At 31.3% G+C, this 26857-nt stretch carries 29 protein-coding genes and 1 pseudogene; 6 read left to right on the forward strand and 24 right to left on the reverse strand.

The features are described from left to right. Nucleotides 1-2: 2 nt before the first annotated feature. From nirB to MUA21_RS10350, 14 genes and pseudogenes are all read right to left on the reverse strand, one after another. Nucleotides 3-2408: a nitrite reductase large subunit NirB gene (gene nirB / locus MUA21_RS10285; RefSeq protein WP_262561209.1), complete on the reverse strand. Its 2406-nt coding sequence runs from the start codon at nucleotides 2406-2408 to the stop codon at nucleotides 3-5. Continuing rightward, nucleotides 2401-2865, reverse strand: coding sequence for a precorrin-2 dehydrogenase/sirohydrochlorin ferrochelatase family protein (locus MUA21_RS10290; RefSeq protein WP_107525149.1), 465 nt, complete (start codon nucleotides 2863-2865; stop codon nucleotides 2401-2403). The genes nirB and MUA21_RS10290 overlap by 8 nt, the downstream gene beginning before the upstream one ends. Then, nucleotides 2846-3586 (reverse strand): sirohydrochlorin chelatase, encoded by a 741-nt coding sequence (locus MUA21_RS10295; protein ID WP_107525150.1) that lies wholly within the window; start codon nucleotides 3584-3586, stop codon nucleotides 2846-2848. Before MUA21_RS10295 ends, MUA21_RS10290 begins: the two co-directional genes overlap by 20 nt. Nucleotides 3587-3719: 133 nt before the next feature. Beyond that, on the reverse strand, nucleotides 3720-4256 hold the full coding sequence (locus MUA21_RS10300) for a GNAT family N-acetyltransferase (RefSeq protein WP_073344050.1): 537 nt from the start codon (nucleotides 4254-4256) through the stop codon (nucleotides 3720-3722). 179 nt (nucleotides 4257-4435) lie between these two features. Beyond that, nucleotides 4436-5253 (reverse strand): annotated as a pseudogene (locus MUA21_RS10305) (formate/nitrite transporter family protein). A gap of 243 nt (nucleotides 5254-5496) precedes the next feature. Then, nucleotides 5497-5673: a hypothetical protein gene (locus MUA21_RS10310; RefSeq protein ID WP_046207579.1), complete on the reverse strand. Its 177-nt coding sequence runs from the start codon at nucleotides 5671-5673 to the stop codon at nucleotides 5497-5499. Nucleotides 5674-5749: 76 nt separating this feature from the next. Beyond that, nucleotides 5750-6223 (reverse strand): SRPBCC family protein, encoded by a 474-nt coding sequence (locus MUA21_RS10315; RefSeq protein ID WP_046207578.1) that lies wholly within the window; start codon nucleotides 6221-6223, stop codon nucleotides 5750-5752. A 15-nt stretch (nucleotides 6224-6238) separates the two neighbouring features. Further along, nucleotides 6239-6817, reverse strand: coding sequence for a helix-hairpin-helix domain-containing protein (locus MUA21_RS10320; protein WP_037539911.1), 579 nt, complete (start codon nucleotides 6815-6817; stop codon nucleotides 6239-6241). A gap of 124 nt (nucleotides 6818-6941) precedes the next feature. After that, nucleotides 6942-7457 (reverse strand): YceI family protein, encoded by a 516-nt coding sequence (locus tag MUA21_RS10325; protein WP_019468826.1) that lies wholly within the window; start codon nucleotides 7455-7457, stop codon nucleotides 6942-6944. Between the two features lie 183 nt (nucleotides 7458-7640). After that, nucleotides 7641-9179, reverse strand: a complete 1539-nt coding sequence (gene adcA / locus MUA21_RS10330; RefSeq protein WP_262561211.1) for a zinc ABC transporter substrate-binding lipoprotein AdcA — start codon at nucleotides 9177-9179, stop codon at nucleotides 7641-7643. Between the two features lie 214 nt (nucleotides 9180-9393). Next, nucleotides 9394-10002, reverse strand: coding sequence for a DsbA family protein (locus MUA21_RS10335; protein WP_107525152.1), 609 nt, complete (start codon nucleotides 10000-10002; stop codon nucleotides 9394-9396). Between the two features lie 29 nt (nucleotides 10003-10031). Then, nucleotides 10032-10400 (reverse strand): DUF4467 domain-containing protein, encoded by a 369-nt coding sequence (locus tag MUA21_RS10340; protein WP_019468823.1) that lies wholly within the window; start codon nucleotides 10398-10400, stop codon nucleotides 10032-10034. 238 nt (nucleotides 10401-10638) lie between these two features. After that, nucleotides 10639-10968 carry an ASCH domain-containing protein gene (locus tag MUA21_RS10345; protein ID WP_019468822.1) on the reverse strand — a complete coding sequence of 110 codons (330 nt, stop codon included), beginning with the start codon at nucleotides 10966-10968 and terminating at the stop codon, nucleotides 10639-10641. 119 nt (nucleotides 10969-11087) lie between these two features. Next, nucleotides 11088-12536 (reverse strand): MDR family MFS transporter, encoded by a 1449-nt coding sequence (locus tag MUA21_RS10350; RefSeq protein WP_019468821.1) that lies wholly within the window; start codon nucleotides 12534-12536, stop codon nucleotides 11088-11090. A gap of 221 nt (nucleotides 12537-12757) precedes the next feature. Here MUA21_RS10350 and MUA21_RS10355 point away from each other — a divergent pair, with 221 nt between their 5' ends. Then, nucleotides 12758-12862 (forward strand): putative metal homeostasis protein, encoded by a 105-nt coding sequence (locus tag MUA21_RS10355; protein ID WP_017722768.1) that lies wholly within the window; start codon nucleotides 12758-12760, stop codon nucleotides 12860-12862. A gap of 179 nt (nucleotides 12863-13041) precedes the next feature. Here the strand turns inward: MUA21_RS10355 and MUA21_RS10360 are convergent, their stop codons facing one another. Beyond that, complete coding sequence (locus tag MUA21_RS10360; RefSeq protein ID WP_040030126.1) at nucleotides 13042-13728, reverse strand: 2,3-diphosphoglycerate-dependent phosphoglycerate mutase; 687 nt, start codon at nucleotides 13726-13728, stop codon at nucleotides 13042-13044. A 358-nt stretch (nucleotides 13729-14086) separates the two neighbouring features. Here MUA21_RS10360 and MUA21_RS10365 point away from each other — a divergent pair, with 358 nt between their 5' ends. Further along, complete coding sequence (locus MUA21_RS10365) at nucleotides 14087-14449, forward strand: aggregation-promoting factor C-terminal-like domain-containing protein (protein WP_262561216.1); 363 nt, start codon at nucleotides 14087-14089, stop codon at nucleotides 14447-14449. A gap of 340 nt (nucleotides 14450-14789) precedes the next feature. Here the strand turns inward: MUA21_RS10365 and MUA21_RS10370 are convergent, their stop codons facing one another. Continuing rightward, entirely contained in the window at nucleotides 14790-15659 is an 870-nt protein-coding gene (locus MUA21_RS10370) for a cation diffusion facilitator family transporter (protein ID WP_019468818.1), read from the reverse strand. A gap of 244 nt (nucleotides 15660-15903) precedes the next feature. Continuing rightward, nucleotides 15904-16284: a GtrA family protein gene (locus MUA21_RS10375; protein ID WP_019468817.1), complete on the reverse strand. Its 381-nt coding sequence runs from the start codon at nucleotides 16282-16284 to the stop codon at nucleotides 15904-15906. Nucleotides 16285-16541: 257 nt separating this feature from the next. On the opposite strand from MUA21_RS10375, the gene tcaB reads away from it, so the two are divergent. Further along, nucleotides 16542-17747 (forward strand): putative multidrug effflux MFS transporter TcaB, encoded by a 1206-nt coding sequence (gene tcaB, locus MUA21_RS10380; RefSeq protein WP_107525155.1) that lies wholly within the window; start codon nucleotides 16542-16544, stop codon nucleotides 17745-17747. A gap of 292 nt (nucleotides 17748-18039) precedes the next feature. On the opposite strand, the gene MUA21_RS10385 is transcribed toward tcaB, so the two are convergent. Then, nucleotides 18040-18417 carry a GyrI-like domain-containing protein gene (locus MUA21_RS10385; protein WP_498370490.1) on the reverse strand — a complete coding sequence of 126 codons (378 nt, stop codon included), beginning with the start codon at nucleotides 18415-18417 and terminating at the stop codon, nucleotides 18040-18042. 257 nt (nucleotides 18418-18674) lie between these two features. Between MUA21_RS10385 and MUA21_RS10390 the strand changes: the two genes are divergently transcribed. Then, nucleotides 18675-19286, forward strand: coding sequence for a C39 family peptidase (locus MUA21_RS10390; protein WP_019468814.1), 612 nt, complete (start codon nucleotides 18675-18677; stop codon nucleotides 19284-19286). Here MUA21_RS10390 and MUA21_RS10395 read toward each other — a convergent pair whose 3' ends face one another. Continuing rightward, nucleotides 19287-20099, reverse strand: coding sequence for a metallophosphoesterase (locus MUA21_RS10395; protein ID WP_262562254.1), 813 nt, complete (start codon nucleotides 20097-20099; stop codon nucleotides 19287-19289). A gap of 236 nt (nucleotides 20100-20335) precedes the next feature. Here MUA21_RS10395 and yidC point away from each other — a divergent pair, with 236 nt between their 5' ends. Then, the gene (gene yidC / locus MUA21_RS10400) at nucleotides 20336-21136 is read left to right on the forward strand and encodes a membrane protein insertase YidC (protein ID WP_019468812.1); all 801 of its coding nucleotides are present in this window, start codon (nucleotides 20336-20338) and stop codon (nucleotides 21134-21136) included. A gap of 143 nt (nucleotides 21137-21279) precedes the next feature. Next, the gene (locus MUA21_RS10405; RefSeq protein WP_046207571.1) at nucleotides 21280-21780 is read left to right on the forward strand and encodes a GNAT family N-acetyltransferase; all 501 of its coding nucleotides are present in this window, start codon (nucleotides 21280-21282) and stop codon (nucleotides 21778-21780) included. 119 nt (nucleotides 21781-21899) lie between these two features. Here MUA21_RS10405 and pcp read toward each other — a convergent pair whose 3' ends face one another. The 5 genes from pcp to MUA21_RS10430 all read right to left on the reverse strand — a co-directional run bounded on the left by pcp (nucleotide 21900) and on the right by MUA21_RS10430 (nucleotide 26662). After that, nucleotides 21900-22541 carry a pyroglutamyl-peptidase I gene (pcp, locus tag MUA21_RS10410; protein ID WP_046207570.1) on the reverse strand — a complete coding sequence of 214 codons (642 nt, stop codon included), beginning with the start codon at nucleotides 22539-22541 and terminating at the stop codon, nucleotides 21900-21902. Between the two features lie 44 nt (nucleotides 22542-22585). Then, on the reverse strand, nucleotides 22586-23512 hold the full coding sequence (locus MUA21_RS10415; RefSeq protein ID WP_070657952.1) for a DUF979 domain-containing protein: 927 nt from the start codon (nucleotides 23510-23512) through the stop codon (nucleotides 22586-22588). Beyond that, on the reverse strand, nucleotides 23505-24209 hold the full coding sequence (locus MUA21_RS10420; RefSeq protein ID WP_019468807.1) for a DUF969 domain-containing protein: 705 nt from the start codon (nucleotides 24207-24209) through the stop codon (nucleotides 23505-23507). The genes MUA21_RS10415 and MUA21_RS10420 overlap by 8 nt, the downstream gene beginning before the upstream one ends. Nucleotides 24210-24512: 303 nt before the next feature. Beyond that, nucleotides 24513-24968 carry a DUF805 domain-containing protein gene (locus MUA21_RS10425; protein WP_262561218.1) on the reverse strand — a complete coding sequence of 152 codons (456 nt, stop codon included), beginning with the start codon at nucleotides 24966-24968 and terminating at the stop codon, nucleotides 24513-24515. Nucleotides 24969-25066: 98 nt separating this feature from the next. Continuing rightward, complete coding sequence (locus tag MUA21_RS10430; protein WP_262561219.1) at nucleotides 25067-26662, reverse strand: M20/M25/M40 family metallo-hydrolase; 1596 nt, start codon at nucleotides 26660-26662, stop codon at nucleotides 25067-25069. Nucleotides 26663-26857: the final 195 nt, after the last annotated feature.

A 26857-nucleotide genomic window follows, 5' to 3' on the forward strand; every position in this document is an offset into this window, starting at 1 on the left:
TTTTACACCTTCTCCACTTCAAATATTTTTTGCTCTTTTTTACTATTTATAATCTCAGACCATGGCTCTTTTTCCACTGCACATTTAGCTTCTAAAATTCGTGCATAAAGTACATCTTGTTTTGCTTTATCCAACAAAATACTACTCACATGATTAAATCCTAATCGATTTAACCATGGTGCAGTACGTTCTGCATAGTTACCTGTTTCTCTATAATATTGCATCAATGCGCCACAAAGTTTTAATACTTCTGTTTCAGTTTCTACAGTTGTTAAATATTGTCCAATCGTAACTTCTGTACCGCCGTTACCACCAATATAAATTTGATATCCATTTTCTACTCCAATAACACCAAAATCTTTAACCCCTGATTCGACACAGCTTCTAGGACATCCTGAAACTCCCATCTTAAACTTGTGTGGTGTATCAATATATTCAAATGTTTCTTCTAAACGGATAGCTAATGTTGTTGTATTTTGTGTTCCAAATCTACAAAAAGCTTCACCTACACAACTCTTCACGGATCGAGTCTTTTTGCCATATGCTGATGCTGAACGCATGCCTAATTCTGACCAGATTTGTGGCAATAATTCTTTCTCAATGCCATAAAGTCCAATACGTTGTGAACCAGTCACTTTGACTAGGGGTACGTTATATTTTTTAGCTACTTCACCTAATTTTATAAGTTGTTCAGCATCAGTTACGCCACCTCTCATTTGAGGAATGACAGAGAAGGTACCATCATTTTGGATATTAGCATGATAACGTTCATTCGCAAATCTTGATTCAATTTCATCAATATGTTCGAATGGATAAATCATATTAAGATAATAATTAATGGCAGGACGACATTTAGGACAACCATTTTTATCCGTAAAATTTAAAACATGACGAACTTCTTTAGAAGTTTTAAGTGATTTCGCTCTAATTTGCGTTACGATTTGTTCTCGTGTTAAATCTGTACATGCACATATGCCTGTAGGTTTAGCCGCAATAAAATCATCACCCAGTGTATGTTCAAGAATTTGTCCTATTTGTCCCTTACATTTCCCACAAGAATTACCAGCTTTTGTTAGTTGTGTCACTTCGTCAATACGCGTTAAGCCATTTTGCTTTATAGCTTCAACAATAGTGCCTTTATTTACACCATTACAGCCACAAATGGTTTCGTCATCAGCCATTTCTGCGACATCAAAACCACTTGATTCTCCAACTTTGTGCAGCAATGATGCTATCTTGTAGTCTTGTATGGTTTCTTTTTTCTTCATCATATTAAAAAATCTAGAACCTTCTTCTATGTCGCCATATAACACCGCACCAACGATATGACCTTCTTTAAGAAATACTTTTTTATAATGTTTATGCATGCTATCAAAGATTGCGACACCTTTTACTTCATCACTCTCATGTATCAGACCAGCACTATATAAATCGCATACCGAAACTTTTAATGATGTAAATGTAGTAGAACCTTGGTATCCTTCAGTAGGATTATCAGTTAAATAATCTGCAAGTACTTTGCCTTGTTCATACAATGGTGCTACTAAACCATAAGTTTTCCCTCTATGTTCAGCACATTCTCCTACTGCAAAAACATGCTTATCAATTGTCTGCATAAAATCATTTACAACAATTCCTTTATTGACTTCAAGTCCAGATGCTTGTGCCACTTGCGTGTATGGACGAATACCAACAGCCATAACCACTAAATCTGCTTTTAAAATCGAACCGTCAGACAATTTGATGCCTGTTACATCTTTTTCACCTAAGATTTCTTCAGTACTTGCTTGCATCCTAAAGTGCATACCTTGTTTTTCTAAATCTGATTTAAGCAATTCACCAGCTTTTTTATCTAACTGCATTTCCATCAACCATTTTGCAAGGTGAATCACAGTTACATCCATACCTTGATCCATGAGTCCACGTGCACATTCTAAACCTAATAATCCACCACCTATAACGATGGCATGTTTTTTAGTCTGTGCAATCTCAATCATGCGTTCAGTATCTTCTATTGTTCTCCAACCTATGACACTATTCAATTGAGCCCCCGGTATTGGTAACACAAATGCATTTGAACCTGTTGCAAAAATACAAATATCATAAGTAAGGTACTTTCCTTTTTCTGTTACAATTTCATTGTTCTCACGATTCACTGATACGACAGGATCATTTACGATAAGCTTAATACCATATGACTCATACCATTCATAACTATTCATAATCGTTTCATCAACAGTCATTTTTTTCTGTAAAATATTCGAAAGCATAATTCTATTGTAATTAGGATAAGGTTCCCTACCGATAATCGTAATCTCATAACGTTCAGTATCTCTTTCTAATATTTCTTCTATCGTTCGTAGACCTGCCATTCCATTACCAATCATAACTAATCTTTTTTTAGACATGATAATCCTCCTTATATACCTCTATCAAAAATTTTTCCACTGCATGAGATATTTTTTTAACTTTGTTATAATCATTGCCATTTGATCTAAATAAAATATTTATATTTTTATATTGAATTTCAGACATATTATAAAAATCTGATTGTGTTTTATCTCCTGTGTGATTAACAAGCTGTGTTGGTCGTGAATCCTTTTTTATTTGGTTATTAACATGTGTGTCATTCGTAGCAATAATAATAATATCTGCCTTTTCAATATCATTTGGGTCATAGCATTTTGTTATTAATTTCAAATTTGCGTGTTTGTCTTGAAAAAACTCTGGCAAAAATGTCTTACTTACGATAGTTAATGAAGCTATTGATTCAGTCTTTAATTGTTGAAATTTTCGATAAGCAACCTTACCTCCACCTATAATTACAAGATGTTTATTCGCTAAATTAAGTTGGACTGGGTACATTGCGATATACCTCCAATTGTGTAATTTGATCCTTGATTATTATTTCTAATATTGGATGAAAATTTAATGATTCCGTGTATTCAATATGATGTGCCATATGCATTTTTGAAATTTTATTTTTCATTTTATTAACTAAATAACCATCATATAAAAAGATAGGAACAATCAATATGTTCTGTGTTTCTTCTAATATCTTAGGCAATATTTTTTGATAATTATATTCACCATATAGCGTCAACATATCAATTGATTTATTAACAATATTACATTGCTGAATCAGTTGTTTAAGTTGAAAAATAGGTTGCTCATAGTTTTCACTACCATGTGCAATAAGTACCACTTTATTTATTGATGGCCTATTGAACAATGCTGTATTAATTTTTTCTTCAATAATGTTGACTAAATGAGGATGCGTACTTAGTGGTGGTGTAATACGGTAACTCATATTTGGAAAGCCTTCTTTAATATGCTGTAAGATTTCTGGGATATCTTTTAAATAATGTTTTGCTGAAAATAATACTAACGGTACAATATTAAATACAAATTCACCTTGCTTTACTAAAGTCGAAATCACATTATATAAATCGTTCGTATCACTTTCTAAAAATGCGATTTGATAGTTGATATTACTATTTTTAAAAAGTTGAGATGTCAAATATTTCAGATCTTGATTCTGAGCACCTCGTCTCATACCATGTACAACGAGAACATTTTCTCCCATAATGACGCCCTCCCTCTACCCTTGCATTGTAATATATTTCCATTAATTTTTGTGAATACTTTCACATAAAAATATAAAAATAGGGAATTCCCTTAGCTAAAACCTAAAGGAATCCCCTACTACATATCATCATTTAAAATGGCGGTTGTCCTAATACTTCTTCATCAAAACGTTCTGGAATTAATACTTTTCTCATAATAACACCTAAATCACCATCGTCATTTTCATGTTCCGCATAAACTTCATAACCTCTTCTTTTGTATATATCTAATAGCCATGGATGCTTACGAGCAGATGTACCCAATGTCACTGCTGGTACCTTAAGCGTATCTCTAAGGAAGGTTTCTTCAACGTATTTTAATAACTTGCCGCCCAATCCTTGACCATCATACGAAGGTTTTGTAGCAAACCACCATACAAACGGATAAATAGAAATACGTCGTTTTGTCTCCCAAGGATAACGTACAGTTATCGTTGAAATAATTTCCGTGTTATTTTCCAAGACAAAAGTCGTACCCGTTTGTAAATTTTTTTCGACCATTTCAACACTAGCGTTGACAGATGGCCAATCAATTCCTAATTCTCTTAATGGTGTAAATGCTTCATGCATTAATTTTTGCAATGCTTCAGCATCATCTATTTCAGCAATTCTAATATTATAGTCAGACATTTTGTCACTCCTTAGCGTTTCTCTTAAAGCTTCATTTTATTAAATCTCAAACATTAATTTACAGTAATACAATATGGTTTCTTGATAAATGAGTCAATTTTTTTGTTTTATAGATAAAAAATAAAAGACAATACGATTTCATTAACGAAACCGCATTGTCTTTCTACTTTATCTTAAAATCAACTGCGCAAACTATCGCGTTTACCGTTTAAATAAGCGTAAACCAGCCCAACAAATATACCTCCACCAATATAATTACCTATAAAAGCAAAGACTATATTTTTTAAAACGTGTAGCCATGCGACAGCGTCAAAATTATAAAAGAGCATACCAGCATATAAACCTGCATTAAATACTACGTGTTCATAACCCATAAATACAAAGACAATAACACCACAGGCTATGAAGAAAGCTTTAGATAAACCATCTTTAAATTGAATTGATACGTAAATTCCAATATTTATGAAGAAATTACAGAAAATGGCTTTTACTAAAATGGCATACCATGTCGTATCTATGGTCTTTCCATCTACAAGCGTTGTTAAACTTGTCACCATTTCCGTTGTCATTATAGGCGTAAACTTCATTAACCCAAATAATACAATACCTCCAATAATATTAAAAAGAAGCATACTAACATGATGAGTAACGTCTTGTTCATACCGATAAGTTTATAATACCATCCAACTGTTAAATACATAAAATTACTCGTTAATAATTCTGAATGTGTTAATACGATTAATACTAAGGCTAAACTGAATGAAATAGCGCCTAATAAGTTAACGAGTCCTTCATTTGCACCATCAAATTGTGTTTTTATTGCAAGCATGAAAACTGTTACAATGGCTAACAAAAATCCAGACATAATCGATTTTAATGCATAACGCCCAGGTGTTTGGTCAAACATTACATCTTTCATTTGAACTTGATTATTAATGTTCTTAATTGTTTCGCCTGACATATATGTATCTTTGATGGCTTTATTATTCTCTATCAACATCGACACCCTTCCCCTTTAAAATATTTAGATTTCAAACTTATAGATTCATTGTATTATTTTTTATTCAAATTTAATAGACGTACTTCTATTTTACATAAAAAAACACCTCCGTATAAATTCTTTTTAATGTGAATTCAACGAAAGTGTCTTTATTTCACTCCAAATATTAGAGACAGTTCATAACGAATTAGCGCTCATATTGGAGCGTGGATAGCTCTAACTTAATCGCGCTGCTTGCTGTTATTTTTTAAATTTTGTTAATATATGTAGGCCATAAGCAAAAATACCATAGCCTGTTAAAGTACGTAATAACCATTTGAATGTACTGCTACTTAAACATTTTTCATTTAACATCATAGCTGGTACAAGCGTACTTATCGTATATAAACCTAATACTTTTAAATAACGTTTATTCAATACACTCACCTCTTTTCACTTTTATTATAACTAAAAGCTAAAGTGTACAAGTGTTTCAATTCTTACATATCTATGACTATTTATTTTTTAAAAGTGTTTCTAAATTATCAAATGTGCTATTCATACCCGCTTCTACACCCATATCAAGTAACTGTTGTGCTGATTTAGGATCTGGTAGTTCTGCAGTGGATATAATACGTGTTGAATTCTCACCTTTCTGTTCCAATTGAATGACATTACGCATACTAGCCATATTTTTATCAATATTACCTTCTTTATCAGTAAAGTAATCGTTATAATCAATTAAATAAGGTGCTTTGACTTCATTATACTTTGTTAATGTATAACTTGTACCTTGATCAGTATATATTGCAAAAAACGCTTGACCTCCAGTCACAATATTAAATTCGAACACTTTTGTTGTTGCACCTTGAGGGTGGAACCATTGTTCAAATAAAGACTGCTCAGTATATGCGTCAAATATTTCTTCTGCAGTTGCTTCAAAATCTCTTTTAAATATAATTTTATTTTCATTTACTTCTATACTCACTTAAAACGCTCCTTTTTATTCATCATTCATAATTACATAAGATGTCACTGTTTTAATTTTGGCATTTTTACGATTGCTTTCAAACTCAATAAAATCCGCAAAGTAGACTGCTGTGCCATCACTATTTAACTGAGTACCATGCATTGCACCAAACTTTCCGTGTGTTAAATTATGCGTCACTTCTATTCTTTTAATATCTACTTTATGCGCTTCAATTTCATTGTGAAATTCATCTAAACTGTTCAATTCAAAAGCACCAGGCACTTGCCACTTGAAATTTGACACAACTGTTTGTGATAACTTATTCTTATCAGCTAATGCAGATCCAATTAGAAAATCTAACATGATTCGCCGTTTGGGTGCATTATCACACCCTAAATCTCCAACCATTTCAAATGGAAATTCTGAAGCCGCTTCATTTTTAAATGATAGTCCTGCTTCTGTTAACGCATTTTCTAATATGCTGATTGCTTTAGGTCCTACGCCATGAGTATCTAATATAGTAGTTCGTTCATATTTTGCTAATTCTTCTAAAGTATTTATACCGATCGAAGCTAACGCATTCGTTGCTGGACGACCAATTTTAGGTAACATTGTTGCCACTGAAATCCCCCTTTTTAATACTTTATACCCGCATAAAAAGATTTTAAATTTTATATAACAAAAAAAGATCCAAGACAAACATCAGTCTTGGACCTTTTTACTATAATTTTTGTTATTAATCTTCTAATGCAAATTCAAGGCTTACTTGGAAGTTTATATCCTTACCAATCATTACGCCACCAGTTTCAAGTGGTTGGTTAAATGTCACACCATATTTTTCACGGTTAATTGTGCCATTAGCGATGAATCCTGCTGTTGTAGCTCCATTTAATGGGTTTTTACTTTGACCTTCATATGATAATTCAAAAGTTTCTTCTTCAGTTACATCTTTAATTGTTAAATTACCAGTAACTGAATTTCCATCTACTTTTGTTACATCAAATTTAATTTCAGGGTAGTTTTCAACATCTAAGAAATCACCACTTTTTAAGTGATTATCACGATCACCAACGCGAGTGTCAATTGAATCTGCTTTGATTGTTAAACCACCTTTAATTGTACTTAAATCATTTAAATCTCCTTCAAGTGAAGCTTCGAATTCATTAAATCTACCTTTTATATTTGAAATCACCAGGTGTTTAACTGAAAATTCTACTACTGAATGTGCTGGATCAAAATTAAATTTTGTCATAAAAATTCATACCTCCAAATTATTAACTTTCTATTGATACATTTATTATATCAGATATATTTTATATATCAATAGAAAAGCTCATATTTGTGTTTCTATGAAAAATATTCCCGTAAAACAAAATTTTACTCATTATCTATATAAATAATTAATTTCACTTAAATCCACACATTGATTTAGACTTTAATGTGCTAACATTTCTTTTTTAATTTGTGCTTTTGTTAATTCACTTGAGTAATATGTTGGCCAATTGTCTAATTCTTTTAATACTTTTTGTTTATTATCTCCCATAAATATATGGAAATGTTCTGCTTTTTTAGGTGCAATATTATGATCGCTAAATTGTACATATTTTGGTAAATCTTTATTGCTGCCTACTCGTTTAAATGAATATCTGACACCTCTATTACCTTTTTCATATTTCAAAATATCTTTCCCATCGTATTTGTATTGGCCAGTTAAGGTCTTACCGTCTTTTTTAAAAGTAACCGTATCCTCCGTAATATTTATATTACTAATATTTGTCTTATATCCTTTTTGGTAATATGCTTTATATTCTTTTGCAGTCATTTGATTATCTTCTTTTGCTTTGTGTTTCATGACATCATCTAACGTGCCATCTTTTAAAAACGGATAAACTGATTGCCATTCTCCTTCATAATCAGTTAATTTTCTATCTTTTACTTGACTATCCTTAAAGTAGCCATCAGCAATTGCTTTTTCATGTTTATTATGTGCGTGTTCATCATCTGTTTTAACATTGTCATTTAATGCCATATCAAGATGTTTTATATTTTTTTTCATTAGGGATTGATATGTCAGTTTATTATCTTCTGCTTGTTCTTTTGATAATGACTCCATGTTATTAAACTTCAATGGTTTTGCTTTTGTTTCTTTGCGAATCGTATCTGTGACTTTATTAGAAACATTGGCTTCATACAAAATGTATTTTGCTCCTGAATCATTAATCTCTTTCACAATTTTTGCTAATGCTTTTTGAGATGGATCTTCAGCATTCATGTTTTGTATACCTTTTTGGACAAATCCATATCTTTCTGAAAGATAACCAATAGATTCATGTGATATATATACGGTATTACCTTGCTTATCTTCAGTGATGTTTTGCATTTTTTGATCTATGCCCATCAAATCTTCTTTCAACTTATTATAGTTCTTTTCATAATAAGATTTGTGTTTAGGATCTTGCTTTATTAATTTATCTTTGATCTCTTTTGCAAAGACTTGATTAAATTTTGGGTCTAACCATACATGAGGGTCATAGCCGCCATGATGATGTCCATGTTCATGATGGTGACCATGTTCTTCATGTTCTTCGTCGTGTTGATCAGTTAATAATTCGCTTTTATCAATTTTATCTCCTAACGATACCTTTTTATCATCCTTTTTAATTGTTGCTGCCACTTTTTTAGCAATAGGATCCAAATCGTCACCTGTATACAGGAACATGTCTGCTTTACTCGCATTCATAATATCTTTTTGTGTTGGCTCATATGTATGTAAATCTGCACCAGTAGGATAAATAGATTTAACTGAAACATACTTTCCACCTATTTGATTGGCAAATGATTTTAATGGAAATACAGTAGTATTAATTTTTATTTTGTCATTATCTTTTGATTCGTTAGACTTTGTGGCACTACAAGCAGTAACGATGATCGCTAATATAATGACAAATGACAGTATGTATATTGACTTTTTCATTCTTATTCCTCCTCAGATAGTAATCATTACGATTTAAAATTATAACTGTACTTTTCGAGATATGCAATACATATTTTGATTTTTTCGTAATTGTTTCGATTTAATAAGTTAGTCCTTCTTTTTCATATAAACTAAAAAAGCCAGTTCCTAAATGTTTTATAAAACGTTCAGGAACTGGCTTTTGATATTAAAGTTTAAATCTAAATTTTAATATTTAACTTTCTTCAAGTATTTTTTTATAGTTCTTATATTTATACGGGTCCTCTACTTTTTTACCTGCTACAAAAACTGTAGGTGCTGTTTCAATATGGTTTTCTTTATATTGTTTTTGATCTTGTTCGGCTGATTTCCATGATTTACTATCTTTTGTTTTATAACTCGCTTTTATCTTTTCTTTTTTACCATTTGAAATTTCCAATTGATTTATTTGTTGATCAACGAGTTGTTCGGTAATCCATTTTTTTTCTGAGTTCGGTTGTTGCTTAAACATTAACTTTTGAAATTTTAAATATTGTTTAGGTGCATATTGCCTTACTGCATGACCTGCCCTTGAACCTATAATTGAATCTTTTCCTAAAAATGCCATATTAACAAATTGATAATCTACTTTTTTCGTATCAATATATTCTTTTTTTAATTTAGGCATAATATGTTCTTCTACTTTTTTACAATATGGGCACTTAAAATCACCATACTCAATAATTTTAATCTTTCCACCTTTTCCATATTTGTCATCTTGATGTACATTTTGATTGTCATTCGAACATGCGGAAACAAAAATGACTACTGCCATTAATAACAAACTTAACCAACATTTCTTCATTTGTTAAAAACACACCTTCTTATCTTGTTTTATTCTTCTAAGTTCATATTTTCTTCTTTATAATCCGCATCATGTGCATGTGAATATGATTTTGAATTAAAGTTTTTTAAGTAATGTGCTTTACCATCTGTTATTTTATATGTATAAAAATGAACTTCATCATCATCTTTTAATGGTTTATAAGCAATAGTCACATATTTACCTTTGTCATACACATAGATATTCGCATTCTTTTTTTCAAACTTAGATTCCACATCGCCATTTTGCTTATCAGCTAAAATCTTTTGTTGTTTTTTCTGTTGATGCACTGCTTTGTCAATCTCATCAGCATATTTCCCACTACTGCACCCAGCTATAATGATTATTGAAATGAACACCATCGTCATTAATTTTTTCATATTTACACTCCTAATATTACTTCTCATATCTAATATTATTTAACCATAAGTTTTATCTTACAACGAAAATCTTTGATGTGCTAGAACTATAACATTATTTTTATATTTATATAAAAACACTTCCGAAAAATTCATTCATAAATGAATTTAACGAAAGTGTCATATTTACCGTAAAAAATTAAATTTTCACCTATGGTACAACTTTATACTAGCTATAACTCAATTAATTTCATTTTCATCATATTAGTGCCACTTTGATTGCTAATGCACCGTAATTAAGTTCATCTGTTTGTGAATAAATTTGATATATAGCCGCTAATTTTTGAGAAAGTTGATCATCTGCTTTCGCTCCAACTTCTTCATTTGTATATTGATTCAACAGTGACTGAAACGAAGAAAACACTACAATTTCCTTAACTTGGACTGTTAATGTTTCTTCATTCATTAAATTTTGGAATACAATATAATCGCCGCTTTTAATTTCTTGTCTTTTTTCATCATTCAATCTAATTTCAATCGTTTTGACTTCGTTTTTCATTAATTGAAAAGGTTCATTATTTAAATGCATCGAGTGTTCTATAATCCATACGCTCCATTCATAATATTTATATTGATATCAAAGTATCATAATATTAATATCATTTACAAGACAATTTCGCTTAATGCAGTACGATGTCGCAAATTTAATTATTCAGCATTCTTTTCTTCTAATTTAAGTTGTCTTTTGCTTTTCAACATAAACACACTTATTAAACTGATAATTGATATAATGACTGCAAACCAAAAGGCACCGTGATACCCACTTAGCAATGCTTGATGTTGAATTTCTGCTGTCATTTGTTTTTGGCTCATATCTTTAAACTCAGACATATTTGGTGTGTAGTTTTTAGCAACCTGACTCATAATTGTAATCAAACCTGCTGTACCAATTGATGCAGATATTTGTTGTATAGTATTTGTCATCGATGAACCATGGGCATTCATTTCTGGCGCTAATTGATTCATTGTATGTGTCATTAATGGCATTAAACCAAGTGCGATACCAATCATACGAATAGCATATACAGTAGCTAATATCGCTGATGAAGTATGTTCATCCATGATTACAAAATAAGAAGTTGTTACAACTACAATAAACATACCAATGAATGCTAATATTTTAGCACCATATTTTTCATAGAGTAAACCTGAAATCACTGACATAATCCCCATTACGATAGCTCCAGGTAATAAAATCAATCCTGATTGAAGTGCTGAGTCATTCATAATATTCTGCACAAACATCGGTAACACTGTTTCAGAACCAATCATTGAAATCATGGTAAAAGCCATTATGATAATACCTACGGCAAATTGACTATCTTTGAATACTGAAAAATCAAGCAGTGGATTTTCCAAACGTGTTTGACGAAATATAAAAGCAGCAACTAAAATAATGCCACCAATTACAGTAGTCAATACAATTGGATCGTTCCAGCCATCACGAGAAATTGAACTTGTACCGTATAGCAAACCACCAAAGCCGAACACAGATAAGATTATTGATAAAATATCAATACGTGTCTTTCGATTAGTACCAACATTTTTGACGAATTTAAGTGCACCAATGAAAGTAAGTGCAGCTATTGGAGCAACGACATGGAATAATGAACGCCAATTTAAATACTCTACTAAATAACCAGACAGTGTCGGACCAATTGCTGGAGCTAAACCAATCACCAAACCAAAAGTCCCCATATATTTACCTCTTTCATGAGGTTCAAATACATCTAAAATCGTCGTCATCATCAGTGGCATCATGATACCAGAACCAAGTGCTTGAACAATTCTTGCACTTAATAAAACAGAAAAGTTTGGACTAAATCCTGCAATTAAAGTCCCGATAAAAAAGATAAATATTGCAGTTAAAAATACTTTTCTTGTTGAGTATCTTTGAATAATCATTGCTGACAATGGGATTATTACACCATTGGTCAATAAAAAGGCCGTAGTAAGCCACTGTACTTGTGTGTAATCTATTTTAAAATCTTTCATTATGCTTGGTAATGCTGTAGTTAGTAAGGTTTCATTTAATAATCCAAAAAATCCACCACACAACATCATCAAAATCATTATAATTTTCGTCTTTTGATCCATTTTTGTACTCCTATTTTCTATTAATTTATCAACTCTTTTTAGTCGCATTTCTGCATTATACATATTTTAGTTTAATTTATCATTAAAAATACTTAAAATATTAGTTTTATTTTAATCTTTTATTTTGAGAGATTTAAAAAATAATTATAAATCGTAATAATTACTATTTACATTTCAGGTTTTTTCTTACATAATATCTATAGATAAAGGAGGTCCTCACCATGAAATTAGATTTACAAACAGCACGTCGTAATTTAAATAGTCCTAATATTAAAACACGGAAACGTGCACGCAAAATTATCCAACAACATAAGCGCAATAAATAAAAATAGAAGTAACACTTCAAAACCAATGGTAATTTGTTTCTGGTTTTGTCGCATTACTTCTAAAATGTGGCTTGATTCCTGAAAATATACATTTATATACTTCAGGATCAGCCATTATTTTATTTAAACGATTCATTATCTATTTATGAGGTCTATTTTTACTTACATTTATTGAAAAACTATAAGTAATATTTATTTATTACTTTTAAATCATCTGTTAAATCATAAATCAAAGGCGCCCCAGTTTTAATTTCATATCCTACAATATCTTCATCTGATACATCTTCTAAATACTTAATTAATGCACGTAATGAATTTCCATGTGCTGAAACAAGCACAGTTTTTCCATCTAATAACTGTTGTGAAATTTGGTCGTTCCAATAAGGAATCACCCTAATTAAAGTGTCTTTCAAACTTTCTGATTCAGGCATAACTCTTCTATCTAAATGTTCATATTTTCTATCATTTAAGTAATCTTTTCTTTGTTCTTCACTTTGTTCAGGTGGTGCTATGTCATATGAACGTCTCCATATATGTACTTGTTCTTCTCCAAATTTTTCTCTTGCTTTATCTTTGTTTAAACCTTGCAATCCACCATAATGACGCTCATTTAAGCGCCAAGATTTAATAACAGGAATAAATAACTGTTGAGATTCATCTAATAAGTGAAATGTAGTTTTAATGGCGCGTTGTAATAAAGACGTAAAGGCGATATCAATCTCTATACCCTGTTCTTTTAATTTTTTTCCCGACGTTACTGCCTCAGTTCTTCCCTGTTCTGATAAATCTACATCAGCCCAACCTGTAAATAGATTCTCAGCATTCCAAACACTTTGTCCATGTCTACATAAAATTAGTTTTGGCATAATATTCCTTCTTTCCATTGAATAAAATTATATTATCACCCGTTTTACAAAAATATTACAGTGATATACAGATATAAATCTTGTTACGACAATACTTTATCTATAATTTCTCATGCCATACATTAAAATTATAACAATTTACACTTAATTTTGAAATGATTGTATTCATTTATTCATAAATGACTTTTTATTTTTATTTTACTGTAACCTGTCTATAAAAAAATGATGTTATAGTTGTAAACGTTGATAAACCGAGCAATACGACAGACAAAAATAAGCACTTTTAAAACAACTATGCAGATTAACAAATACAATTTGAAATTATTTAAAACAAACAATTATTAGGAGGATTTTTCAAATGAAAAAATTATTATTAGCTTCATTCGCATCAGTAACAATCGCTACTGCTGGTGTTGTTTTAACTTCAAATACATCTACAGCTGATGCTGCAGAAACTACTCAAGCAAACAATGATGTATATAGTGAATTTATTGCTGCTGGTGGTACAAAAGCACTTTGGGATAACATTGTAATGCCAGAATCAAGCGGTAACCCAGATGCGGTGAATGAATTAGGATATAGAGGTTTAGGACAAACGAAGGAAGCTTGGGGTACTGGATCTGTAACTGAACAAACAAAAGGTATGATTCAATACGCTGAAGAACGTTATGGCTCAATTGATGCAGCAATTGAATTCCGTGCTGCAAATGGTTGGTGGTAAAACGAATTTTATGCATTTCTTCAATATGTAAAAAAATAAAGCCCCACTTCTCAATTTATTGAGTTAGTGGGGCTTATGCATGGGCTGAATCTCAGGTGTTCCTCTATATTTTTTTTAAATTCTAGTCATTCTTGCCAGGGTGGAGCAGTGAAATCTTTTTGATAAAAATAGATTTCTGTTCCACTCGTTTTTTTACTATAAAATAAGCTAATAAAATTTCAGTTTATACATCAATATTCATTAAATACCTTAATTCAGGTTATCCTTTAGTAGTTTATTAACTTAATATGAATATAAGTCATGATAATAATCAAAATTATTTACTTTCTCGACATCTTAGTTACTGTATTGACTGTGGCTCAGGATGCACATAAACTGAAGAAATGCCTTTGCTATGCATATGTTGTTCTACTTTGTCGCAAATGTGATGTGCTTCCTCTAAAGACAAATCTGATTTTACTACAATCGTTACATCTACAAAAACACTACTACCGTGGTAACGACCTTTAATATTTTGTACTTCTATTACATCTTCAATTTCTAACACATAATTTTTATAAGCTTCTAATTCTTGCTCGTTAAAACCGTCACTTAATGTAAAAATTGATTCTTTAAAGATACCAAAACCAGTATATATTATAAGTAAGCCTAAAATAATGGCTAATATCGTATCAATGATTGGAAATCCAAATTGTGTAAATACTAAACCAATTGCAGTTCCTAAACTCACTAACGCATCCGACAAATTGTCCTTAGCTGCAGAATTCAGAGAACTACTTTGGGTATGATTAGCAATTCTTTGATTAATATAAAACACAGCTAGCATAATCAAACCACTAATGACACTGACATAAATATTTATAATATTAGGAGTATGATGTTCGTTTGTGAATAATTCAGGAACATTCTCTATAATGACTTGAATACCTACAAACATTATAATAAATGACACGAGTAATGATGATATATTTTCAGATTTCAAATGTCCATATGGATGGTTTTGGTCTGCAGGTTTAATAGAAATTTTCAACCCAATAATTACGGCCAAAGAAACAATAATATCTGTCATGTTATTTAAACTATCTGCTTTTACAGCTGCAGAATCATATAAATAACCTACAATAAATTTAGTCACTGATAATATGATATAGACGATTAAACTTAAAAAGGCACCTTTTTGTGCTGTTTCCAATTTTTCTTTTTGACTCATCTTACGTTCCACCTTCAGTATGATTGAATACTTATTATGACTCAATACAAACATATTTACAACGATTTTTATTCAAAAATTATTTAATATAAATAAACTAATTATTTTTTTAGCCAATCCTAATATTAATTATAAAATTGAGCAAAAATAAGAGACCAAGTTTGAAACAAATCATATTTTTGATTCCGAAACTTGATCTCATAAAAATAACTATATTTAAAATGTTGGTCTATTAATCATTTAACTAATCTCTCAAAATATATTTAGAGAGCACAAATGTTATAGGTATCGTAATGATAAGCCCTGCAAAAGGTGCTATCACAGATGATATACCAAACCATTGTACAAAAATGTACAATAATAAAGTTTGCATGCCCATATTGACAACTTGAGTTAATGGAAACTTTAGGAATTTACTCCAAGTTGGTGTCACTTTATAAACAAAGTAACAATTTAAATAATAAGAAATAACAAAACTAATGATAAATCCACTGATATGACTAACTAAATAATTCATTTCTAATAACTTCAATAAACAAAGATAGACAATGTAATAATTTAAAGTATTCATACCGCCTACAATCACAAATTTAATCACTTCATAGTGTGTTTTAGTCAAATTCATTTTTTACTCCTTAGTAAATTTCCATGTCTTTTTGAATAATTGCTATTAAAAACATATTATTAACGCGCTATATCTAGTATAATACTTTATCATATAAATGTATGTTTTGTATTATATTAATAATTACAACGAGCTCAATTAATATGCTCGTTTTTAAATATACATGGTATTTAATATATTACTTTTATAAGTAGTTACAAAACGAGATAACATGTATATAATTAAACATTAAAGAGTATTTTAAAGGAGTTTCAAACATGGACAAGATTTCAAATCGTCAACTGCCAATTATGGTCATTATTGTGTTAGGTATCATGACTACATTTGGCCCTTTAACCATAGATATGTATGTGCCATCATTACCGAATGTGCAACATGACTTTAGTACATCTGTATCTCAAGCACAGCTTACTTTATCATTTGCAATGATTGGTCTTGCTATTGGCCAATTTATATTTGGACCTTTGTCTGATGCATACGGACGAAAAAAAGTTGCTTTGTTTATCATTTCAATCTATGCGCTCGCTTCTTTACTGGCGGTTTTCACTGCTTCCATGGGTGTCTTACTCACTTTGCGACTCGTTCAAGGTTTAACTGGCGGAGGCGCGATAGTAATTGCCAAAGCTACTATGGGAGACCAGCATGAAGGAAAAGCATTAGCTAAAGGACTAGCAGCATTACTTGTAATTAATGGTATCATTACGATTATTGCGCCAATCATAGGTGGATACGCACTAACGATATCCAATTGGAAAGCAATATTTGTAATTCTGGCAATCGTAAGTGTTATTATTTTATTTTTGTCGATCCGCCATTTAGAAGAAACACATCAACCAAATCGAGCAAAACTTAATTTTAAAGTTATTTTTAAAGATTTTGCTCATTTGTTAAAAACGCCTGCATTTATTATTCCAATGATTTTACAAGGCTTAACGTACATAATGTTATTTAGTTTTTCATCTGCGGCACCGTTTATTACACAAAAAATTTATGACATGACGCCTCAGCAATTTAGTTATTTGTTTGCTTTTAACGGCATTGGCCTTATTATTATGAGTCAACTTACAGCCTTACTTGTGGCATATATAAATCGCTACTTTTTGCTAATTATTTTAACAATCGTTCAAATAATTGGCGTTGTACTTATTATTGTGGCATTAACACTGCATTTGCCGTTATGGGTATTAATTATCGCATTCTTTTTAAATGTATGTCCTGTAACAGGTATCGGACCTTTAAGCTTTGCATTAGCAATGGAAGCGCGTACTGGTGGTAGTGGTAATGCTTCCAGTTTACTAGGTCTATTTCAATTTATACTTGGTGGTATCATGTCACCATTAGTAGGATTACAAGGTGAATACAGTATCTTACCATATACGATTATTTTACTAATCACTGCAGTGCTAATCATTGGGTTAGAAATTGGGTTAAAGTCGTTTCTTATTAATAAGCATATAACATGAATTAAAGCTTAAAAAATACATTCAAAGCATTATCAACTTTCACAATTAATTTAATAACATATGTATTAATTTGGAAAACTTAGGTTAAAAAATTAATATAGACGCCGCTAAATTCATGTTTCAACATGCCATTTAGTGGCGTCTTTTCTTTTGCTTGCTCAATATACCAATCTATAAAATGCTATAAACACAATAAATGCCCAATTCTACTTGACTTGAAATAGAAATGGACGATTACATGACACAATTGTGTTTATATTTCTAACATTGTTGATTTCAAACTTCTATTCTACTATTTGATTGGAAACCAAATTTCAGTAATATAGTCGTTTGAATGTAATTCACCTGGTTTATACAACTCAAAAAAAGGAGCGCTTCGCAATTCATAATCTAGAGTATGTAAGATTTTTCTGTGAATGGTTTGCATTGCTTGTTTAATCGATTCTGGAACTGGACCTTTGGCATCAAATACTAAGTATCTGCCTTCTACTAATTCTACGTGTTCCAAATCACTTTGCGTTTCCTCATTTGTCACACCTATTAAATAATGCATTTCGCCATTTTCTTTAGGAAGACAAACACCTAATAACCCTTCGAGGTATTGATTACTTTGTGATATCAAGTGATTTTTGTAACCCATTGCTTCAAATTCCATCCAAAACTTAAAAATATTTTATTGTGCTTTTTGTCCAGTTGCATATGCTCTTTTTACCCCTACAACTGGCACTGGAATGTCGGATAATGTTTCTATTCTATAATCCATTGTTTTCAACCCCTTTCGCATATTATAACCATTTTCATTAAAATATATCTAATATTAACTATGATTTAAGCATCTTTGTAGTCACTTAAATCGATATAGATATATAATAAAAGCAATCATCAATGTTAATAAATCTTTAATATTCGATACAGGAGTCACTATCTATGAATAAAAAAATATTAGCCGTTAAACCAATTAGCCAATTGTTCCCGATACCTATGATTATGGGGTGCGAAGGCATAGCAAGTGCAATGATATTACAATTCAATAATCACAAAATACCAGCAACACATATCATGAAACACTGGCCGAAACACGCAAATAATCCATATAAAGGCTATGTAGGTCATCACTTATGGGTAAAATGGGGTTATCATCAAACGATTTTCCCTACAGCCTTAGCACCCTATTTACAAACGTATGATAAACGTATTGTTAATAGTACTGGGAAATCACTGGCTTCATTATGTGACGTCATTGATAAAGGGCAACCTGTCATCATTTATCACACTGTTTTAGGTCAAAAGCCTTTTAGCAAAACATTTAAAATTGATAATACACATCATCAATTGGTATCAAACATTCATGTTACCGTGCTGATTGGTTATGACGATAACCATTATTATTATATTGATCCATTATGGTCTAATTTATGGAAATCAATTATTATACCTGCTATTTTTCCGAATAAATATCAAATTATAAAAATTAACAAACAGAAATTAGAAAGCAGTTATAATGCTCCTGGACGTATGAGCATTCATTTACAAAAATGATTAATTAATTTCTATTTTGTGTAACGCATGGTTGATTTCCTGTTCTATATCTGGTGTATGCCATTCCCGTTGATAGCCTAAACACGGACAAATATATGTCACGTTGTTTTCTTCAAAAACATTTCGAAAATGAACATGGCCCATAATACTATATCTAATATCATATTGGGTATAAATTTCATCAAAATCCGAAGTACCTATAAATGCATTAAAATAATCAAATATTCTATGTGGCATTGGTACTGCGAATTTACGATGAGTCACGATGTGTGTCATTAATATAATTTTTTTATCTTTTACTTTTTCAATATCCTTCATCGCTTGTTTGGCCGCTATCATTGATAATTTTTGGTCTTCAATTTGCCAATCTATTTTCACTTTATCTTGCCAAGTAGCGCCATAATATTTCCTACGTGCAATGCGTTCCAAAGAGAATTTAGAGTGTGCATATGTATAGTCATACCAACCTGTATTACCTACAATCGCCCACGCTTCATTTATGACAAAAGGATCATCTATTAAGCAATTATCCATTTTGATATAAGTATCCAAGATTTCAGAAGAAGTCGCCCCAGTATCCGTTGACCAAAAATCATGATTTCCCGGTACAAACAGTACTTTTATCATTGTTTGTATCTCGATTTCCTTCACAAATGATTGCGTTAACTTATAATGATTTGAAACATCTCCAGCGATAAGTAATAATTCAATTTTTTGTTGCTTAATTACTGTAACTAATGCCTGTTCATAATCTTTGGGCGTTAGTTTATTATGTCTATCGATATGTAAATCTGAAATCATGCCTATTAACATATTTATCACATTCCTCTACTCGTTTAACAATTTCATTATGACACAACTTCATTTTATTCTTTAAATATTCCGCTTGTATTCATTTAAGTTTCGTTCAGCAAATCATTCTGTATATCAAACATACCTGTAAGTCATTCATTAAAATGTTTTTCGAAATTATTTAAATAATATTTAAAAATTGTATGCAATTGTGTTAAAGTTACATTGTTCAAAACCCGAGCAGGAGGAAATAACATATGAAGAAAAATTGGATTGTCTTAATGATGACGATGCTACCTTTACTTTTAACTGCTTGTGATTATTCAAAACAAGAGGATAGAAGTGGCTGGTTTTACTTTATTTTTGTAAAACCCATTGATATGTTTTTGCATGGATTGGGAAAGTTGTTTAACGACAATTATGGGTTAGCCATCATCATGATTGTACTGACCATACGCCTTATCTTAATGCCGTTTATGTTAATACAAGTTAAAAACATGCATCTGATCAGAGAAAAAACAAAGATAGTACAACCGCAAATTGATAACATCAAACAACGCGTAAGAGATGCGCAAACACAGGAGGAAAAACGTGAAGCTAATAGAGATTTGATGACCACTTATAAGCGTTATGACATTAATCCAATAAAAAGCGTTATCGGTTGTTTACCAATTTTAATACAGTTGCCCATATTATTTGGTTTAATCGTGACACTTAAATTTCCTAGCAGTGGTGGAATAGATCAATTCCCTCATTTTTTATGGTTCAATTTAACAAAACCTGATTTATGGATGTCATTAATTGCAGCTGCTATTTATTTCATACAACCTCTTGTAAATGCAATGCATTACCCTAAAAATCAACGCAAAACATATTATGTGATGATGATATTATCACCTATTTTTATAACTTACATATCTTTACATTCTGCAGCAGCACTTGGTTTGTATTGGACATTTAGTGGTTTGTTTTTAATTTTACAAATGCACTTTGCTCATTCATATTACAGTAAACAAGCAAAACAAGAGGCTTTAAAACTTGCGGATTCCCTCAATTAAACAAATATTGACTAAACAATGAGTCATGTTACTTTATTGAATTTTAAAATTCTTTCATTTACTTGTAATGAATTCAAAAATTTCTTTTACACATCGTTAGATGCTATAATATTTACAATTTGATAAACAAAGGGGGAAGATGTATGGAGTTTACAATAAGAGCATTAACTGAAGCAGATAAGTATGGTAAAGCACTTGTCCACTATGAAAGTTGGTTGGAAACTTATGACCATTTATCTAAAAATAATTACTTAGAAAACCTAGACAAAGCTCAATTTATCAGAAAGTCTTATTTGCACAATGTTCCGACATTAGTTGCCCTCGTCGAAAACGAAGTAGTAGGTTTCATATCTTATGGCAAAACGGAATCCTCATCTTCTTCTGACGACTGGAGTGAAATCTTCGCACTTTATTTATTGGAAGATTATCAGCGTCATATGATTGGTTATGCACTTACACAACGTGCCTTGGAATTATCTTATCCTGACAATGTAACCCTATGGGTAGTTGAAGAAAATAAAAATGCAATTCATTTTTATGAGCAAGTTGGATTTAAGTTGAGCAATGATAAACAAGCTACTTATTTTGGAAAAACTTATTATGAAGTTCGTATGAATTATTCAAGAAATGAACACGATTATTAAAATAACAAGTTACGACTTTATTACTACATTGTTTTACGCACTAAAAAAAGCAATGACACCCGCTATCATCATAGTATGTGTCACTGCTTTTTTATTTTAATATATGTTCTAAAAATAATTTAATGCGTTTCACCTAAAGCAATTTTAATGTCCTCATCTGATTCTATAATCGCTTTGAGAGCAGCTTCCAAGCCTTCTGCAATCGTTTGAATAGACATGGATGGTTTTTCAGGTTTGTCTGTGACTTGTTGAGGGATAAAAGGCACATGTATAAATCCAAATTTAATATTTGGAAATTGTGTTGCTTGTAAAAATCCAAGTTGATACAAAATATGATTACATACAAAAGTACCTGCTGTATTAGACAATCTCGCTGGTACCCCTGCAGACTTAATCGCCTCTGTCATACGTTTAACTGGTAAATTGGAAAAATATGCGGCATCGCCTGATGATTGAATAACTTCATCTATCGGCTGGTTACCTTCATTATCAGGTATACGCGCATCATCAATGTTTATACCTACACGTTCTGGCGTCAATTCAAATCTTCCACCTGCTTGTCCAATTGCCAATACAACATCATATTGTTCTTGTTTTAATTTATTAACTATAGTTTCTTTGCTTTTATTAAAAACTGTAGGTATTTCTATCTTATCAATCTGATGTGTTTCAATTTCATTTGGCAATAATTTAACAGCTTCCAATGCTGGATTAATCTCTTCTCCACCAAAAGGATCAAACCCTGTTACTAATATTTTCATCATTAACATCCCCTTTTCATTTTTTAATTTATACTTTTTACATTTTAAAACGCCCAAACATACATTAATCCTATATGCACCAAAATTAATATAAGTGCAATAGGCGCTTGCGCTTTAATCACACCGAATTCTCGTTTCATTTCTAATAAAGCAACTGGTAAAGTATTAAAATTAGCTGCCATAGGTGTCAATAATGTACCACAAAATCCACCAGTCATAGCCAGTGCACCGGCTATAACAGGATCTCCACCTTGTGCGATAACAAATGGAATACCGATACTTGCTGTGATAACGGTAAATGCAGCAAATGCATTACCCATTAACATTGTAAAAAGCACCATGCCAATAACATATGCTGCCGCACCTATAAGATGATTGCCCTCTGGTAAAAAAGAGGATATGCCTTTAGAAATAACATCCCCCACACCACTCACTGTAAAAAGTACGCCTAATGCAGCCAAGAACTGTGGTAGTATACCAACTGTTCCAATTTGTTGGGTTAGACGGTCACTGTCGTAAAGTATATATTTACCATTTGGCTTAATAACAATATATGCAGCAAGTAACCCTAATATCGAAGAAACACCTAAACCTATTGCTCCTCCTAATGGTGTCCAATTAGAAACGATAATCGCAGCTATAGCTAAAACAATAGCGGGGATAAATAATTTATTTCCATATTTTTGTGAACCCACGTTTCCCTGTGCTTCGTTGACATCTATAATATTTTTAATAACCACTTGTTTACATAGCGTTAATATTCCCATAACTATGATAAATATGCCATTGATTACGTTAGGTATATAAGGACCGGCAATAAATAAAATAGCTAATAAAATCCAAAATAAAGCTGTACCATATTTTTTGCTATTTGTTGATGCTTTTAACACGCGATATGCCGTATAAAGTAATTGTAAACCAATTAATATGTAAAATAGTTCTAAAATTTGATTTAATGTATGCTCACTCATGTCTTTCCACCTGCTTTTTACCATATTTCCGATCTAAATATTTATCAAATCTAATATTATTTATCCACACAATAAAAAAGACAATAACAGCTATAGGTAATGACGCTAATACAAGATCAATGGCATTCACTTTAATATCTAAAGACTGAAACGTACCAACCATTAACAATACACCCGCTGCCCCTACAAACAAATTTTGACCGAAGAAATTACCATAATTTTCCATCGCAGAAGTCTGCGCTTTAATCTTTTCGATATCCTTTTCGTCTACTTCATGTTCTTGCAAATGATAGCGTGTTCTTAACGCACCCTGTACCATTGGATTAATCAATGGACGTACAAACTGTGGATGTCCTCCGATACGTATTGATGCAACACCTGCTAATTCTCTAATGAATAAATAGATAGTCATCAATCGCCCACTCGTAACTTTATTCACCTTACCAATCATATTCGAGGCCTGCTTTTTTAAACCAAAACGCTCAATTAACCCCACCATAGGTAATGTTAAAATAAAAAGTGTAACTAAACGATTATCAACAAAAGCTTTTCCTAATGTTTCAAGAATAACGTACAAATTTAAACCTGATACAAGTCCCGTCGCTACAGCGGCGATTAAAATCACAGCAATCGTATCAATCTTGAATAAAAAACCAAGTACTATAATTAAAATTCCAATCAATTTTAACCATTCCATGTTATCTCCACCTTTCTTCTTTTATATTAAAGGTTTACTTTTTTTAATACAATGAATTTTCAGATAATTTTTATACCTTAACAACATAAACAAAAAAGTCCAAAACATCTTTTACATGTTTCAGACTTTTAATGACAACGGCTTATAAGCGATAAATTTTAATTTTTCATTTTTGGAAAATCACTTGAACATCTTTGTTAAAACGCGTGTATTATACTTATTCCTCTACTACGACATTAAAGTTCGCCATAATTCATACGTCTAAACACTTGCTATCTCATATCTTCATTCGCATTTAAAATGCTATAACCATTTTAAAGTGGCCTCCGCTTCATTACGAGAAGGTAGCAATGTTTCAATGATTAATAAAATCGTACATATCCATGCAATCACATTAAGTATGATGGCTATGCTATTGATTTGAATCAAATCAAATGAAATGTTCATAATAATAGACACAACTATAAGAATGATGGCAGAAGTTCTTCTTCTCCCTGCATCATAAAATCGTCGCAATGTTATAGCAAACATTGGTATAATCATTGCCAATACAAAAATCCCAACCAATATTGACAGGATTGTAGCAACAATAAAAGCACCTGAAATAAAAGCACCTGAAATAAAAGCAATAACACCAATAATAGCTACAATAAATATACTAACAATATGAATCAGCACCGGTGTCCAGAACTCTAATCTATTGGATTTACTTTGAAAATCTATATATTTTTTCCAAAAATCTTTATACGCCTCTATCATATTTGACACCCCATTTTTCAATTAAAGTTATTTAAACATTTATTATTCATAATAGCGTAATCGCACACCTTCTAACAAGTACTAGCTACATATCTAGTTTAAATATATGACTTAACTACTTTTTCTAGCACGACAGGTAATTCTATTAATGCGCTCTGCTTATGCAGACGCTCACTTAATTTATGAGCATCTTTGCCGATGGGTCCTATCAACAATGTAGGTGCACTGATGGCTTTTATTGATTCAAAAGGAATAGTGTATGTACGATTGAAATTTGGCGTATTTTGCTCATATATAACCATCTGTTCCATATCTCCATCAAACTTTAAATAACTCGTATCACTGATGCCATTAAAATAATATACTTGTTCACTACTACGCTGAAATTGTTCATTTAGTGTATGTTTCACTAATTCTATAGTTGAGGATACGTGCTTGTCGGATGAAGCATTAACAGCTGGATAATAAGGTGAAGCAAAAAATGTCACTACAGCTGGCGCTATATTCTTACATATTTGCATCAGCTTATCTGCAACATGAATATTCTGTAAATGTAACTCTGACGTTTCTTGAAGTGTTTGATCTATAAGATTAGTGATTGCTTCTTCACCGTACTGTTTAACAGCATATTGCTTAAGTTGCTCATATGTCAGAACATTAATTTTTTTATCGAATTGGTAATCTTCTGTTTCTAATACAGATAGCCAATCCGATTCACAACGCTCAACAGCAGTGATGACCGTATTTATGAATTCTCTAAAAACATCTTTAGGTGTTTTGTTAAATAGAAAGAAGTTAAATAATCCTATGGTTTTGTATGGCGTTTGCACATCATATGTATCTTTAATATCTTTCATCATTAATGTTACAGGTACAGGTGTGGATTCATTTTCAAAATGTTCTTTTAGCTGTGTGTTATATTCTACCGCTTGTGTAATATAACTCATCATAAAGTTAGCACTCAAACCTTCAAGAGGCTGACCGACATGTGTTTCCTTTCCATAACACAGTACTGCTGGCATGATTTTACCAATTGATCCTGAATATATATAATGTTTTTCATCTGAAGTAGCTTGCTGAAAAGTAGGTTCACTATTCAAATGTAATTGTATATCTAAATCGTAGTTAGCTTTTAATTCTGCTAATTTTTCTACCGCTTTTCTCATACCAGAAGAATTTACTTCCTCGTCTGGAACCGTAACTAAAATCAAATTAATATCCCATTGTTCAATGGATGCTAATTCAATTAAAGACATATGCAACATGAGACCTGCTTTCATATCCATAATCCCACGACCAAATAAGTAATCTTCACTAAGTAAGTCTTCTACAGCCCCTTTATCTAAATAATTTTGGTTTTCTAAAAAATACTGCTTTAATTTATCAGGATTACAAGCTAAATCATGAGCTAAACCAAATTCCGACACATCGACCGTATCATAATGACTAACAAGTACAATAGTTTTACCGGATTGGGAACCCTGATAAAAAGCAATTAATGCTTCTTTATCATCATCCGTTAGTATTTTTTGAATTTGATTGGGATTGGTCTTAAAATATTTAAGTTGAAATAACAATTGGTTTACCAGATTAGGGAATGTTTTCTCTCCTTGTGTATTCGTAATTGATTGGTGATTTACAAGTTGTTTTAGTAAAGTTAAACGATCTTGTTCATTTTGCCATAAAGTTTGCATCAATCCAGACCTCCTTGTAAGCGTTTACTAAATTATAATATGATTTCCCAATGATAACCAATAATTTTACTGTACATTTCAAACTAATTTACGCATATGAGGTTTGTCTATATCCTAATTTTTTCATATATACTACTCTAAAAAATGCACCCTTCTATGCTTGATGCTTAATCTAGCATAGAGGATGCATTTCAT

Source organism: Staphylococcus ureilyticus (genome assembly GCF_025558845.1).
Taxonomy (GTDB): Bacteria; Bacillota; Bacilli; order Staphylococcales; family Staphylococcaceae; genus Staphylococcus; species Staphylococcus ureilyticus.